Below are 15,204 nucleotides of genomic sequence, written 5' to 3' on the forward strand. Positions count from 1 at the left end.
TCCCATGCAGCTCATCGCCCCCGACTTCGACCGCAGCATCGACCTCCCCGGCGTCGGCCCCACGCCGCGCCCGGTGGACATCGACCAGTCCGTCACCGGCTTCCGCGACCTCGTGAGCCTCCGCGTCTACGAGTTCACCGACGGGACGGAGATCAACGGCGAGGCCGAGGCGGACGAGGTTCTCGTCGTCCTCCTCGCCGGCGCTGTCTCCATCGCCGTCACGGGCACGCACCAGGCCGAGTTCCAGCTCGACGCCGATGGCGACTGGGCGATCTACCTGCCGCCCGACCATCACTATCGACTCCAGCCGCTCACCCCCGCCACCGTCGCCTACGCCCGCGCCCGTCCCTCCTCCGCCTCCGCCCCCCGCGCCTTCCGTCCCGTCGAAGGGGTGCTCGCCATCGAGGAGCCCGCCGAGCGCCTGCGCCTCCGCCTTCTCCCCCTCGAAGGCGAGACCGACGCCTCCGCCGGGCTGGGCGAGGATGTGGAGCGCCTGGCCCATCTCACCGGCCCTGCCCGCCTGGGCGACCGGGAGCTGCCGCCGTCGCACACGCTTGCCCTCTCCCCCGGCGAGGGCGCCAGGGGTCACCGGCGAGGGCGAGATCCTCGTGGTGGCCGCTCAATAGAGCGTCTGGGCCCGAGTCAGGCCGCCGGCCTCAGCCCCGGCAGCCGCTGCACCCGGAAGTTCGAGAACAGGACCTCGTACCCCGCCCGGTCCACCAGCGCGTCGGCCACCGGATTCTCCCCGTAAGGAGAGCCCATGAGCCACGCGAAGGCCCGCACCGGATGGCCGAGCTCGCGCCGGAAGTCCTGCTGCGAGCCCACGATCTCCGCCTCCAGCGCCACGGCATCCCCCTCCGAGACCCGCGTATGCGTCCGCGTGTGGCTCGCGATCACGTGCCCCCGCGCGGTCCAGCTCCCGCACCTCGTCCCAGCTCAGCGCATACCGCCCGTCCGGGTATTCGTCCGGGATCGTGGCCAGCGTATGCGCCGCGCCGAACGCAAGCTGCTCCGCCACCGGGCAGCCCACGTAGCCCGAGGCCACGAAGAACCAGCCCACCAGCCCATGCCTCTCCAGCAGGGGCCGCATCACGTCGAAGTTGTTCCGGTAGCCGTTGTAGAGAGCGATCACCACGCCCGGCCGCGACCGGGTCCACCTCCCCGTGGCCAGGAACGCCGCGAGGTCGTCCTCCGTCACCGGCCCGAACCGTTCGGCCAGCGCCCCAAGCTGCCGGTCGTACTCCTCGGCCCGATGAACCGGCGTGTTGTGGAAGTTGACGGCCCGGATCGGCGGCCCGCCGGCAAAGGCCCGGACCAGGGCCTCGGCGTCCATCAGGCCAGCCTCTGGACCTTGAAGTTCGAGAAGAGGTAGCGGAACCCCGCCTCGCGCAGCATCTCGTCGGCGCGCGGGTTCACCCCCGTCTCGGCGCCGTGCAGCCAGCAGAAGATCTCCACCGGCCAGCCGATCCCCGCCCGCATCTCGTTGGCGGCGGTGTGGATCTCGTCCCAGAGGACATGGTCCGGCGTGTCGGGCCTCAGGTCGAAGTGGCTGCGCGAATGGCAGGCGAAGCCATGGCCCCGCCCCGCGAGGTCGCGCGCCTCGTCCCAAGTCATCACGATCCGCTCGCCCGGATACTCGTCCCGGGCGGGGACGTGGAGCTTGTGCGCCTTGGCGTAGCTCCGCTGCACGTCCGGCACGACCGCCGGAAAGGCCGAGGGGACGAAGAACCAGCCCTTGAACCCGAACTCCTCCAGGATGGGGAGCATCACGTCCACGTTGTCGCGGACCCTGAAGAGCACCGGCATCAGCCCCGGCCGCGCGTCGGTCCAAGTGCCATCGAAGGCCGAGTCGAAGTCCTGCGGCGTGATCGGCGCGAAGAGCCGCGCATAGGCCTCGAACTGGCGGCGATACTCCTCGCGCCGGTAGCTGGGCGTGGCATGGAAGTTGACCACGCGCAGCACCCGCCCCGCCGAGAGCCCGCGCACCAGCGCGGCCAGCGTCTCGTCGAAGCCGCCGGGGAGGAGCAGCTCGCCCATCAGGAGGCCGTCTCGGGATGAAGCTCGGTCGCGCGGCTGAAGGACGGCGCGGCCAGCGACAGGAAGTGCCGGTCGGCGAGCGCCTCGATCAGGCGGGCGATGTCCTCGGCATCGAGGTCGGGCCGCCGCGTCCGCAGCGCCTCGGCCCCCTCGGCCAGCAGCAGCGCGAGGATGCGGCCCGAGCCGTCCCCGCCGGAACGGGGCCTGGCCCCCTCCGTCAGGTCCTCGGCCACGAGGAACATCGGCACGCCGATCTCCTTGTAGTCGCGGTTGCCCAGCCGCTCCATGTCGGCCAAGCGCGCATCGACCTCCTCCTCGGGAAGGGGAGGCAATGAGAAGTTGATCATGGCTAGCCCTTGACGCTGCCCGAGGTCACGCTAGCGACATAATACCTTTGAAGAAGAAGGAAGACAATTATCACGGGCAGGATCGAGATCACGATCGCCGCCTGCTGCACCGACTTCGTGGCCTCGTTCTCGTAGGCGCCGCGCAGCAGGTAGATCCCCACCGGCAGCGTCTGCAGGTCGGGCGCCGTCCGCGTGACCGTCAGCGTCCAGAGCACCTCGTTCCAGTGGTAGAGGAACACGAAGATGGCGAGCGTGGCGAGGCCCGACCCCACCAGCGGCAGGGCGATGCGGAAGAAGATGTAGAACTCCCCCGCCCCGTCGATCCGCGCCGCGTCGATCAGCTCGTCCGGGATCGCCAGGAAGAACTGCCGCATCAGGAAGATGCCGTACCAGGACACCGCGAAAGGCAGGATCAGCGCCGTGTAGCTTCCCAGGAACCCCGCCCCGCCCGAGCCGGTCCAGCCATTCCCCCCCGCGAGCGGGAAGTAGCGCAGGATGAAGAACCACGGGATCAGGAAGATGAAGAAGGGGAACATCTGCGCCCCGACCGCGAAGCGGAACACCGCGAGCCGCGCGGGAAAGCGGAACTTGGCCAGCGCATAGCCCGCCATGGCCGAGGTCAGGCATTGCAGCACCGTGATCGCCAGCGTCACGCCCAGGCTGTTGAGCGTCCAGCGCAGCATCGGCAGCTCGTCGAAGACCCGGACGAAGTTGCCCCACTGGGGGTCCTGCGGCCAGTAGACCGGCGGCCGCGCCAGCCGCTCCGCCGGCGTCCGCAGCGCCCCCAGCACCATGTCGAGGAAGGGCAGCAGCATCGCCAGCGCCCCCAGCGTCAGGGCCGCGTATTTCAGCACCGCCCAGAGCCCCGGCCCCCTTGGACGCCGGCGCGGCGCGGCGGCCTCCGCCACGGCGGCGACGGCGGGCGCGGCGAGGGGGACGGAGTCCTCGGCCATCCTAGGGCGCCTCCATCCCGCCCCGGCGCAGCAACCGGAGCTGCACCAGCGAGGCCACGAAGACCAGCGCGAAGAGCACGTAGGCCACCGCCGAGGCCCGCCCCATCCGCAGGTCCTCGAAGGCCATCTGGTACATGTACTGCCCGGTCGTCAGCGCGGCGCGCGACGGCCCGCCCTGCGTGCCGGGGAACAGCACCAGCATCAGGGTGAAGTAGCTCATCCCCGAGATGAAGCCGGTGATGACCACGAAGAGGACCGTGGGCCGCAGCAGCGGCAGCGTCACGTGCCGGAACACCTGCCATTCGCTCGCCCCGTCCAGCCGCGCCGCCTCGGAATAGCTCTCGTCGATGCTCCCCAGCCCCGCCGCGAAGAGCAGCATGTTCCGCCCCAGCTCCATCCAGACGAAGACGAGGATCGCCGACAGCATGGCGAGCCGGGGGTCCGTCAGCCACCCCGGCCCCGGCAGCCCCAAAAGTCCCAGCAGCCGGTTCAGCAGGCCGTCCGTCTGCCGCAGCACGAAGGTGAAGATGAAGGCCACCGCCACGATGTTGGTCACCATCGGGAGTGTGTAGGCCACTCGCCACGCCCCCTGGTGCCGCACCTTGCTGAAGGCCAGCGCGACCAGCAGCGCGAGCGGCACCCCGATCGCCAGCGTCCCGACGGCGAAATACAGCGTCTGCCACAGCGTCTTGAGGAACACCGGGTCGGTGGCGAAGAGGTACTGGTAGTTCTTCGCCCCCACCCAGCGCGGCGGGGTGAGGGAGTCCCAGGTCGTCAGGCTCACATAGGCCGCGAACCCGACGGGCAGGACGAAGAACACCAGCGCGAAGAGGATCACCGGGCTCAGGAAGAGCCAGGGCGCCACCTCCTTGGAGTTGAGCCGGGACAGCACGGGACGCCTCCTCTCCGGACGGCGCCCCGGGCGGGTCGTCATTAGGGCTGCTCGTCGAGGATAGCCTGGATTTCCGCGTCGGCCTGCGTCAAGGCGTCTTCGGCGCTCATGGTCCCGGCCCAGGCCTGGTCGATGTAGCCGCGCAGGATGCGGTCCACCTCCGACGCCTGCCAGATGTTGGGCTGCGTCACGGCGCGGCCGGAGGTCACCTCGTCGAGATAGGCCTTGTCGAAGGCATCCGCGTCCCGCCCCATCACCTCGAGGTCGGCGTTCGCGCCCGAGAAGGAGCCCATCCCCTTCATCATCCGCCCCGTGCAGGTGAGCCCGTCCTCGCCCGGCGTGCCGATGTAGCGCAGGAGGTCCCAGGCCTCGTCCTTGGCGTCCGAGGTCGAATCCACCGCCCAGAGGAACGAATAGAGCATCGTCCCCCCGGCCCCTCGTCATGCGGGATCGGCGCCACCCCCACGGTGTCCGCGAACTGGTCGCCGAAGGCCTCCTGCCAGCCGAACTTGTTCCAGTTGGCGCTGATCTGCATCCCCACCGCGCCCGAGGCGAAGTTGTCCGTGGTGATCGCGTTCGAGGTGATGCCGTCCGCGAAGAGCGCCGCCTGGTCGCCCAGGATCTTCACCGCCTGCGGCGAGGTCAGGTTCGTGGACCTCCCGTCCTCCGCGAAGGGCGCGACGCCCGCCGCGAACATCTGGCTGTAGAGCGGGTGCACCCCCTCCGCGACCGAGGTCCCGTAGGCGTAGCCGCCCACGTCGATGTTCCCCTGGTCGTTGGTCCTGGTGATCTTCTGGGCGATCTCGCGCAGCTCGGCCCAGGTCTTGGGCGGCTCGGTGGTGCCCGCCGCCTCCAGCAGCTTCCTGTTGTAGACCAGCGCATAGACCGACAGCTCGGTCGGCACGCCCCAGAGCTGGCCGCCGATGGTCGCCGCCCCCACCGTCGCGGGCGAGTAGTTCTGGGTGATGAAGTCCGCCATCTCCTGCGGCGGCGCCTCCAGCGTCCCGGCCGCGGCGAGCTGCGGCACCCAGACCGAGTAGACGTTGTAGATGTCGGGCGCGGTGCCCCCCACGCGGCTCGTCAGGATCGTCTGCAGGAAGTCGCCGTAGGCCGTCTGCTGGTGCTCGACGGTGACGCCCGGATGCTCCGCCTCGTAGGCCCGGAAGCACTCGAGCAGCGGCGCCGCCTGCTCCTCGGTGTAGTGGGTGGCGACCTGGATGGTCTTCGCCTCCTGCGCCACCGCGACCGAGGCCAGGAGCCCCAGCGCCGAGCAGGCCCCGAGGGCCCCCATCAGCCGTCGTGTCATGAACGTCTCTCCCCGTTGCGCGTGTTCTCGCCCCGGTCCCGCGGGCCGGGGGCGGCCTTGCTGCCGAGGAGGATGCTAGGCGCGCAGGCCCGCTTGTCCAACGGCCCGCCGCCCGTCAGGCCTGCGCCGGCATCCCGTCCAGCACCTCGCGCAGCTTGGCCGCCAGCGCCTCGACGGTGAAGGGCTTGCCGATCAGGTGCACCCCGGGATCGAGCACGCCGTTGTGGACCACCGCGTTGCGCGAATAGCCCGTGGTGAAGAGCACCCGGAGATCGGGCCGCCGCCGCAGCGCCTCGTCGGCCAGCCGCCGCCCGTCCATGTCGGGCATCACCACGTCGGTGAAGAGGAGCTGCACCTCCGGGTGCGCGTCGAGGAGCCGCAGCGCGGCCCCGGCGCTCTCCGCCGCCAGCACGCGGTAGCCGAGCTCGCCCAGCGCATCGACGGTGAACTGCCGCACCACCGCCTCGTCCTCGACCACGAGCACGACCTCCTGCGCCTCGCCCAGGGGCAGGTCCTCGCGCCGCTCGCCCGGGGGCTCCTCGGGATGCGGCCCGGGGAGGCGCGGCAGGTAGATCTTCACCGTCGTGCCCTGTCCGGGCTCCGAGTAGAGCTTCACGTGCCCGCCCGACTGGCGCACGAAGCCGTAGACCTGGCTCAGCCCCAGCCCCGTCCCCTGCCCCACGGGCTTGGTCGTGTAGAAGGGGTCGAAGGCGCGGGCCATGACCTCCGGGGTCATGCCATGGCCGGTGTCGGTCACCGCGATCTGCACGTATTGCCCCGCCGGCACGCCCAGGTGCCGCGCCGAGTAGCGCGAATCGAGATGCGCGTTCACCGTCTCGATGGTCAGCCGCCCGCCCTCGGGCATCGCGTCCCGCGCGTTCAGCGCCAGGTTCAGGATCACGTTCTCGAGCTGGTTGGGGTCGGCGCTGGTGCGCCACAGCCCGCCGGCCAGCACCGTCTCGAGCTTCACCCCCGCCCCGAGCGACCGCCGCAGCAGGTCCGACATCCCCTGCACGAGGCGGTTGGCGTCGATGGGCTCGGGCCTGAGCGGCTGCTGGCGCGAGAAGGCGAGGAGCCGCTGCGTCAGCGTCGCCGCCCGCCGGGCCCCCTCCATGGCCGCGCCCACGTAGCGCCGCGCCCGCGCGTCCTCCTCTCCGATCCGCCGCCCGAGGAGGTCCAGCGACCCCATCACGGCCGCCAGCATGTTGTTGAAGTCGTGGGCGATCCCGCCGGTGAGCTGCCCGACCGCCTCCATCTTCTGCGCCTGCCGCAGCGCCTCCTCGGCCCTCTCGCGCTCGGCGATGGCCTCGGCCACCCGGCGCTCCAGCGTCTCGTTCAGGTGCCTGAGCTCCTCCTCGGCCCGCCGCTCGCGGTCCATGTCGAGCGAGGCCACCACGCCGCCCGTGACGGCGCCGTCCGCGTCGCGCACCGCCGAGGCGATGAACCTGACCCAGGCGCGCCGCCCGTCGCCGCGCTGGTAGCTCACCTCGAGCTCCGGCCGCTCCTCGCCGGCCAGCGCCCGGGCGAGCGGATACTCCCGCCCTTCGACCTGCCGCCCGTCCGGGTGGAAGGAGATCCAGCGGCCGTAGTCCTCGACGCCCCGGGAATGCAGGATCGAATGGCCCAGGATCCCCTCCACCCGCGCGTTGCCACCGGTGATCCAGCCCCGCGCGTCGGCGAAGACCAGGCCCACCGGCACCGCCTCCAGGACCGCGCGCAGCCGCGACTCGCTCTCCAGCGCCCGCGCCTCCACGGCCTTGCGGTCGGTGATGTCGAAGGTCACCCCCGGGAAGCGGACGGGCCGCCCCGCATCGTCCGTCAGGCAGCGCCCCCGCGCCACCACCCAGTGCACCTCGCCGTCACCGTCCAGGATGCGGTATTCGGCCCGGTACTCGCCCCCCGTGGCCAGCGCCTCCCCGATCAGCCGCGCGACCTCGGCCCGGTCGTCGGGGTGGATGCCGCCCACGTAGTCCTCCACGGGCAGGCCCGCCCGGGCGCGCCCGGGGTCGATCCCGTAGGTCCGCGCGAAGTGCTCGCTGGTGTGGACGAGGTCCCGCGCCACGTCCCAGTCCCAGGTGCCGATGCCGCCCGCCGCGTCCAGCGCGAAGCGGAAGCGCTCCTCGCTCTCCCGCAGCGCCGCCTCGGCCGCCTTGCGCGCCGTGATGTCCACCGAGGAGCCGATCAGCCCCACCACCCGCCCCTCGGCGTCGCGCATCGGCGCCTTGGTGGAGAGCCACACCGCCGGGGTCCCGTCGGCCAGGCGCACCTCCTCCTCGACCTGCTCGGCCTGGCCCGAGTCCATGATGCGCCGGTCGGTCTCCATGACGGCGCGCGCCTGCGCCTCGTCCTCCAGGAACTCGGCGTCGGTCAGGCCCAGGTACTCCTCCGGCGGCTTGCCGATGAGCTCGCTCGTGCCGCGGTTGCCGACCAGCATCCGCCCCTCGCGGTCCTTGGCGTAGACCACGCCCGGCACCGCCTCGACGAAGGCCTTGAGGAGCCGCATCGCCCGGTCGCGCTCGGCCTCCGCCGCCCGGCGCGGCTCGGCGTCGATCAGCACCCCCTGGAACCGCAGGGGCTTGCCGTCGGGCCCGAGGTCCACGCGCCCGGCCGCCTCGACCCAGTAGTAGAGCCCGTCCGCTCGGCCCACGCGGTATTGCCGCACCGAGAGCCCGCCCTCCGCGACGGCCCTCCCGATGGTGGCCACCAGGTCCGGGAGGTCCTCGGGATGCACCGTCTCGACCACGCGCCCGATGGGCAGGCCCGTCCGGCACGCCTCAGGATCGAGCCCGAAGGACCGGGCGAAGATCTCGCCGGCGGTGAAGCGGTCGGCCGGGATGTCCCATTCCCAGGTCCCCAGGATCGCCCCGGAGTCGAGCGCGAGCTGCACCCTCTCCGCCTCCTCCCGCGCCCGCGCCTCGCTCGCGCGAAGCCGCGCCTCGGCCTCCTTGCGCGCCGTGATGTCGCGCCAGAACACCGCGAGCCCCTCCGGCACCGGATAGGCCCGCATGTCGAGCCAGCGCGGCGTCCCGTCCGGCCAGACGTAGCGGTGCTCGAGCTCCACGGGCACCCGCTCGTCCATGGCCCGCCTGTAGAGGCGGCCGAGCTCGCTGCCCTCGGAGCCCGGATAGACCTCCCAGTGGCAGCGCCCGAGGATCTCCTCCAGCGGCCGCGACTCCAGCGCCATCGCGGCCTGGTTGAAGGTCAGGATGCGGAAGTCCCGGTCCAGGAGGCCGAAGGCCTCGTCCATGCCGTCGAGCACGCTGCGGAGCCGCCGCTCGCTGTCCCGCAGGCCCCGCTCCGCGAGGACCTGCCCCGTGGTCTCCCGGCAGGCGCAGAAGAAGCCGGCGACGCTACCCCCCTCGTCCCGGACGGGCGTGTAGGAGAAGGCGAAATGCGCCTCCTCCGCGTAGCCCCGGCGCTCCAGGGTGAAGCGGATGTCGTCCATCTGCACGGGCTCGCCGCCCAGGACCCGCTCGACGATGGGCGCCAGGTCGTCGCGGATCTCGTGCCACACGTCGAGAAGCGGGCAGCCCAGGGCGGCGGGGTGCTTGCCCGCCAGCACCTCCACGTAGGGATCGTTGTAGAGCAGCGTCCCCTTGGGCCCCCAGGCCACGAACATCGGCTGGTTCGATCCCATCATCACGCCCAGGAGCGTGCGCAGCGGCACCGGCCAGCCCTCGGGCGCCCCCAGCGGCGTCGAGGCCCAGTCGAGATCCGCGACCATCCGGGCCACGGGGCTCCGGGCCGGGCCGTCGAGGATCGGCGACAGGGCCTCCATCAGCCGCGCCGAGCCCGAGGCCCGGAGGGTCCCGTCCTTGCGGCGGGGGCGCCCGAACGGGATCGCAGCGGCATGAACGGACCTCCCGACCTGTCTCGATGCCCCAGCATCTATTCCCGGGCCTCCCGCCTTCAATGTCCCTGCCCGCTTGACCCGGCGGCGCCGGGAGCCCGCGCGGCGGCGGACGCAAGAGGCCTGGGCAGCCGGCCCAGGCCTGCCGCGAACGGGGGACGATCCCCGGGACGCCGGCCCCGTCAGGCCCGCGCCGCCCGCGCCTCCAGCACCCGGTCCAGCCAGCCCGGGTCCATCTCGGGGACCGAGGACAGCAGCAGCTCGGTGTAGGGGTGGTGCGGCGGCGTGAAGACGTCGGCCTTGGTCCCCTCGTCCACCACGCGCCCACCCTTCATCACCACCACGCCGTCCGCGATGGCCCGCACCGTGGCGAGGTCGTGGGTGATGAACATGATGGCGAGGTCCAGCTCCCTCTGCAGCCGGTCGAGGAGCTTCAGGATCCCCTCCGCCACGATCTGGTCGAGCGCGCTCGTCACCTCGTCGCAGATCAGCACCCGGGGCTCGGCCGCGAGCGCCCGGGCCAGCGACACCCGCTGCTTCTGCCCGCCCGAGAGCTCCCCCGGCAGCCGGTCGATGAAGCTGTCGGGCTCCAGCTCGATCATCCGCAGGAGCTCCCGCACCCGCGCCTCCACCTTGGCCCCCGACATCCCCGCGTAGAAGGCGACGGGCCGCCCCAGGATCTCCCGCACCCGCTGCTTGGGGTTCAGCGAGGTGTCCGCCGACTGGTGGATGAGCTGCACGGCCCGCAGCTCCTCCTTGGGGCGCGCCTTGAAGCTCGGGGCGACCGGCCGCCCCTCGATCCGCACCTCGCCCCTGGACGCGGGCAGCAGCCCCGCGATCACCCGCGCCGTGGTGCTCTTGCCCGACCCCGACTCCCCGACCACCGCCACCGTGCGCCCGCGATGCAGGTCGAAGCTCACGTCATGGAGCACCTTGACCGCCCCGTAGCCCGCCGAGACCGCCCGCACCTCCAGCACCGGCGCCTCGCGCGCGGGCGGCTGCTCGGGACGGCGGTGGCTCCGCACCGCCCAGAGGCTCCGGGTGTAGGCCTGCCGCGGACTCGCCAGCATCTCCCGCGTCGGCGCCTCCTCCACCTCGTCGCCGCGCAGCAGCACCTTGATGCGGTCCGCCATCTGCGCGACCACGGCGAGGTCGTGGGTGATGTAGATCGCCGCCGTCCCCGACTGGTCCACGATGTCCCGGATCGCCGCCAGCACCTCGATCTGCGTGGTCACGTCCAGCGCCGTCGTCGGCTCGTCGAAGATGATGAGGTCGGGCTTGCAGGCCATCGCCATCGCCGTCATCGCCCGCTGGAGCTGCCCGCCGCTCACCTGGTGGGGGTAGCGGAACCCGATCCCCTCCGGGTCCGGCAGCCGCATCCGGCGGTAGAGGTCCACCGCCTGCCGCTCGGCTTCCCCGCGCCCCAGGACGCCGTGCATCACCGGCGCCTCGCAGAACTGGTCGATCAGCTTGTGCGCGGGGTTGAAGCTCGCCGCCGCCGACTGCGCCACATAGGCGATGCGCTTGCCCCGCAGGCCCCGCCGGAACGACTCCGGCGCCGTGACGAGGTCGGTGCCGTCGAACGTCACCTCCCCCCGTGAGATGCGCGTCCCGCCCCGCACGTAGCCCATCGCCGCGAGGCCCAGCGTGCTCTTCCCGGCCCCCGACTCCCCGATCAGCCCCAGCACCTCGCCCCGGTGGAGCTGGAGGTCCACGCCCTTGACGATGGGCAGCCAGGCGTCGCCCGACCGCCCCTCGATGTGCACGTCCCTCATGTCGAGGAGGAGCGACCCCGCCATCCCGTCAGTCCTTCAGCCCGCTGGCGCGGTGGAGCTGCCAGTCCACCACGAAGTTGACCGCCACCGTCAGAAGCGCGATGGCCCCGGCGGGCAGCAGCGGCGTGATGTCCCCGAAGGTGATGAGCGTCGCCGTGTCCCTGACCATGCTCCCCCAGTCCGCCGTGGGCGGCTGGATGCCCAGCCCCAGGAACGACAGCGCCGAGATCGACAGGAACACGAAGCAGAACCTCAGCCCGAACTCCGCGATCAGCGGCGCCATCGCGTTCGGCAATATCTCCCGCCGCACGATGTGCGCGAGCCCCTCGCCCCGCAGCCGCGCCGCCTCCACGTAGTCCATCACCACCACGTCCATCGCCACCGCCCGCGACAGCCGGAACACCCGCGTGGCGTCGATCAGCGCGATCACCAGGATCATGTTGGGGATGCTGGCCCCCAGCAGCGTCAGCAGCAGCAGCGACAGGATCAGCGCCGGGATCGCCATCAGGAGGTCCACGATCCGGCTCAGGACCATGTCCACCCAGCCCCCCGTCGCCGCCGCCGTCAGCCCCAGCGCCGCCCCCACGCCGAAGGCCAGCGCGGTCGTCGCCAGCGCGATCCCCACGGTGTTCCTCGCGCCGTAGATGAGCCGGCTGAACATGTCGCGCCCGAGGTTGTCGGTCCCGAGCCAATGGGTCGAATCCCAGGGCAGGTATTGCCCGCCCACGACCTCCCGCTCCCCGAAGGGCGCGATCCAGGGCGCCAGGAGCGCCACGACCACGTAGAGCGCGATCACCGCCATCCCGAAGGCCGCCGACAGCGGCATGGTCCTCACCGCCCGCGCCACCGGCCCGCCCAGCAGGCGCCAGACCACCGCCCGGAAGGCCCCGCCCAGCGCCGCCGCCCCCGCGAAGGCCCCCGCGACCCAGGCCGCCCAGGTGAGAACCGCCGTCACCCCGTCACCTCCGATGCATCAGGCGCGGGTTCGACAGCGTCGAGAGCACGTCCGCCAGGAGGTTCAGGATCACGTAGACCGCCGCGAAGATCAGCGCCGCCGCCTGCACCACCGGCACGTCCCGCGTCCGCACGGCATCGACCATGAGCTGCCCGAGCCCCGGATAGACGAAGACCACCTCGACCACGACGACGCCCGTCACGAGGTAGGCGAGGTTCAGCGCCACCACGTTGATGATGGGTGACAGCGCGTTCGGCAGCGCGTGCCGCCAGATCACCCGCGCGCGCGGCACGCCCTTGAGCCGCGCCATCTCGATGTAGGGCGAGGCCAGCAGGTTCACGATCGCCGCCCGCGTCATCCGCATCATGTGCGCCGTCACCACCAGCGTCAGCGTCAGCGCCGGCAGGAAGGTGACGTGCAGCCGCTCGAGGAACGTGGCCCCCGGCGGGATGCTGGCCAGCGTCGGGAACAGCCCCGTGGATCCGATCAGGTAGACGAGGATGTAGGCCACGAAGAACTCCGGGAAGGCGATGGCCGTCAGCGTCCCCACGTTGGCCGCCCGGTCGAACCACGAGTTCCGCCACAGCGCCGCCAGCAGCCCGAGCCCGATGGACAAGGGCACCGACATCACCGCGGCAAAGGCCGCCAGGAACAGCGTGTTCCCGAGCCGCCCCGCCATCAAGTCCGCGATGGGCCGGTTGTTCGCCATGGAGACCCCGAAGTCGCCCCGCACCGCCCCGCCGATCCAGGCGCCGTAGCGCACCCAGGCGGGCCGGTTCAGCCCCATCTGCTCGCGCAGCGCCGCCAGCGTCTCCTCGGTCGCCGACTGCCCGAGCCGCTGCTGGGCGAAGTCCGCGCCCAGGAGCTCGATGGCCCCGAAGATGACGACCGTGATGGCGAGCAGCACCAGCGCCCCCAGGGCGAGCCGCTGCCCGACCATGCGCCAGATCATGCCGCGACCTCCGGGCGCGCGGCCCCGGTCGCCCAGGGCCGCGATCGGGTCGTCACGCGAACCACCACCGCTCCGGCGCGCGGAAGCCGTCGAGGATCCAGTTCGCCCCCACCACCTCGGGATGGGCGACCTTCTCGCTCAGCGCCATGGTGTAGTTGGCGAACATCGGGATGATGATGCCCCCCTCGTCGCGGACGAGGCGCTGCATCTCGCTGTACATCTCCTGCCGCCGCGCCTGGTCGAGCTCCACGCGCGCCTGCACGATCAGCTCGTTGAAGCGCTCGTTGTCCCAGTAGGTCTCGTTCCACTCGGCGCCCCGGACATAAGCGGTGCTGAACATCCAGTCCTGCGTCGGCCGCCCGCCCCAGTAGGTCGCGGTGAAGGGCTTCTGCATCCAGACGTTGGACCAGTAGCCGTCGTCGGGCTCGCGCACGACGTTGACGGTGATCCCCGCCGCCGCCGCCTTCTCGGCGTAGAGCAGCCCCGAATCGATGCAGCTCTCGAAGGCCGAGTTGGCGAGGTGCAGGTCCACCGACAGGTTCTCCATCCCCGCCTGGCTCAGGTGCCACTTCGCCTTCTCGGGGTCGTAGACCCGCTGCTCGATGGAGGCGTCGAAGTAGGGCATCGACGGGTTGATCGGCATGTCGTTCCCCACCGACCCGTAGCCGTTCAGGATCTTGTCCACGAGCTCCTGCCGGTCGATGGCGAGCTTCAGCGCCATCCGCACGTTGTTGTCGCTGAAGGGCGCCGCCCGCGTGTCCATCGGGTAGCCGTAGTGCTCGCCCCCGTTGAGGCTGATGATCTCGATCCCCGGCGCCCGCTCCAGCAGGTTGACCGTGGGCAGGTCCACCCGGTCGATCACGTCCACCTGCCCGCTCATCAGCGCGTTCTGCCGCGCCGCCGCGTCGACGATGGACAGCAGCTCCAGCCCGTCGAAGTAGGGCAGGCCCGGCTTGAAGTAGTTGGGGTTCCGCGACAGGCTCGCCCGCACGCCCGGCTCGAAGTGGTCGAGGAGGAACGGCCCCGCGCCGATGGTGCCCAGCGGGTCGATCTTGCCGTCCTGCGCCGGCCGGATCGGCAGGTGGTAGTCGGACAGCAGCACCGGGAAGTCGGCGTTCCCCGCCTCCAGCGTGAAGACCACGACGTTGTCGCCGTCGGCCTTGAGTTCCGTGACCGGCGCCAGCACCGACTTCACGGCCGAGGTCGACTCCTCGCCCCGGTGGTAGTCGATGGACGCCACCACGTCCGCCGCCGTCACCGGCCGGCCGTCGTGGAACTGCACCCCCGGCCGCAGCCGCACGGTCCAGGTCTTGGCGTCCGGCGTCGACTCCCAGCCCTCCGCCAGATCCCCCTCCAGCGATCCGTCCGGCATCACCACCGTCAGGTAGGCGTTGTAGGCGTGGAGGAGCATATGGACGTAGACGTGCTCGGCCACCGCCGGGTCCACGGTGTCCGAGGTGTTGCCCGCCGCGATGCCGATCCGCAGCGTGCCGCCCTGCTTGGGCTCGGACTGGGCCAGGGCCCGCCCGGCGCCCAGCGGTCCCATCAGCGCCGCCGCACCGAAGGCCGCGCTGCCCTTCAGGATGCCACGGCGCGAGATGCCGCCGGCGAGTCCCGGTCGGATCAGTCTGGTCATCATTACCTCCCCTGGGCTTTTGCCCGTTGTTTGGGCCGATCAAACCCCAGCCCGCTTCGCCGCGCAACAATTTCGCGCGGGGAGGACGTCAAACCTTCCGGATGGCCTCCCGGTCAGGCGCCTTCGTCGATCTCGTGCATGGCCCAGAGGTAGCCCACGAAAGCCCCCTTCACGAGCCGCAGCACCACCAGCGTCAGCACCGTCACCGCTCCCGTCACGATCAGCGAGAGCGTCAGGGGGTCCGGCCGCAGCCCCACGTAACTCCATCCCAGGATCGGGATCAGCAGGAGCCCCACGACGGTGATGGTGATGAAGGCCGGCCCGTCCGCCGCGCGGTAGCGGCCCAGCGGCTCCCCGCAGTGGGGGCATTCCGGCACCACCCGCAGGTAGCCCGCGAAGAGCCGCCCCTCGCCGCAGTTCGGACAGCGGCCCAGCATCCCGCGCCGCATCGCCCGTCCCGTGTCGCGCTCCTCAGGCTCCGCCATGGCCCACCTCCGGCCC

At 71.6% G+C, this 15,204-nt stretch carries 13 protein-coding genes; 1 reads left to right on the forward strand and 12 read right to left on the reverse strand.

The genetic code is table 11. The annotated features are described in order from the left end of the window. The first annotated feature begins 4 nt into the window (after positions 1-4). Positions 5-751 (forward strand): 5-deoxy-glucuronate isomerase, encoded by a 747-nt coding sequence (locus tag RUMESO_RS03035; protein ID WP_037278030.1) that lies wholly within the window; start codon positions 5-7, stop codon positions 749-751. Here the strand turns inward: RUMESO_RS03035 and RUMESO_RS28275 are convergent. The 12 genes from RUMESO_RS28275 to RUMESO_RS03095 all read right to left on the reverse strand — a co-directional run bounded on the left by RUMESO_RS28275 (position 643) and on the right by RUMESO_RS03095 (position 15,188). Then, positions 643-897, reverse strand: coding sequence for a polysaccharide deacetylase family protein (locus tag RUMESO_RS28275; protein ID WP_082483318.1), 255 nt, complete (start codon positions 895-897; stop codon positions 643-645). The genes RUMESO_RS03035 and RUMESO_RS28275 overlap by 109 nt on opposite strands. 435 nt (positions 898-1,332) lie before the next feature. After that, positions 1,333-2,037: a polysaccharide deacetylase family protein gene (locus RUMESO_RS03040; protein WP_037278031.1), complete on the reverse strand. Its 705-nt coding sequence runs from the start codon at positions 2,035-2,037 to the stop codon at positions 1,333-1,335. Further along, entirely contained in the window at positions 2,037-2,384 is a 348-nt protein-coding gene (locus tag RUMESO_RS03045) for a hypothetical protein (RefSeq protein WP_037278033.1), read from the reverse strand. Before RUMESO_RS03045 ends, RUMESO_RS03040 begins: the two co-directional genes overlap by 1 nt. 2 nt (positions 2,385-2,386) lie before the next feature. Then, entirely contained in the window at positions 2,387-3,337 is a 951-nt protein-coding gene (locus RUMESO_RS03050; protein ID WP_051520959.1) for a carbohydrate ABC transporter permease, read from the reverse strand. 1 nt (position 3,338) lies between these two features. Further along, the gene (locus RUMESO_RS03055) at positions 3,339-4,229 is read right to left on the reverse strand and encodes a carbohydrate ABC transporter permease (protein WP_245639118.1); all 891 of its coding nucleotides are present in this window, start codon (positions 4,227-4,229) and stop codon (positions 3,339-3,341) included. Between the two features lie 301 nt (positions 4,230-4,530). Beyond that, positions 4,531-5,535 carry an ABC transporter substrate-binding protein gene (locus RUMESO_RS03065; RefSeq protein ID WP_037278034.1) on the reverse strand — a complete coding sequence of 335 codons (1,005 nt, stop codon included), beginning with the start codon at positions 5,533-5,535 and terminating at the stop codon, positions 4,531-4,533. 115 nt (positions 5,536-5,650) lie between these two features. Beyond that, entirely contained in the window at positions 5,651-9,313 is a 3,663-nt protein-coding gene (locus RUMESO_RS03070; protein WP_082483319.1) for a PAS domain-containing hybrid sensor histidine kinase/response regulator, read from the reverse strand. A gap of 254 nt (positions 9,314-9,567) precedes the next feature. After that, the gene (locus RUMESO_RS03075) at positions 9,568-11,184 is read right to left on the reverse strand and encodes an ABC transporter ATP-binding protein (RefSeq protein WP_037278035.1); all 1,617 of its coding nucleotides are present in this window, start codon (positions 11,182-11,184) and stop codon (positions 9,568-9,570) included. A 4-nt stretch (positions 11,185-11,188) separates the two neighbouring features. Continuing rightward, the gene (locus RUMESO_RS03080) at positions 11,189-12,115 is read right to left on the reverse strand and encodes an ABC transporter permease (RefSeq protein ID WP_425414863.1); all 927 of its coding nucleotides are present in this window, start codon (positions 12,113-12,115) and stop codon (positions 11,189-11,191) included. A 4-nt stretch (positions 12,116-12,119) separates the two neighbouring features. Beyond that, a complete protein-coding gene (locus RUMESO_RS03085; protein WP_037278036.1) occupies positions 12,120-13,067 on the reverse strand; it encodes an ABC transporter permease in 948 nt (315 codons plus the stop codon). Between the two features lie 52 nt (positions 13,068-13,119). Further along, on the reverse strand, positions 13,120-14,703 hold the full coding sequence (locus tag RUMESO_RS03090; RefSeq protein ID WP_037278037.1) for an ABC transporter substrate-binding protein: 1,584 nt from the start codon (positions 14,701-14,703) through the stop codon (positions 13,120-13,122). Between the two features lie 113 nt (positions 14,704-14,816). Beyond that, complete coding sequence (locus RUMESO_RS03095) at positions 14,817-15,188, reverse strand: DUF983 domain-containing protein (RefSeq protein WP_037278038.1); 372 nt, start codon at positions 15,186-15,188, stop codon at positions 14,817-14,819. Between the last annotated feature and the right edge of the window lie 16 nt (positions 15,189-15,204).

It is taken from the genome of Rubellimicrobium mesophilum DSM 19309, from assembly GCF_000600335.2.
Taxonomy (GTDB): domain Bacteria; phylum Pseudomonadota; class Alphaproteobacteria; order Rhodobacterales; family Rhodobacteraceae; genus Rubellimicrobium; species Rubellimicrobium mesophilum.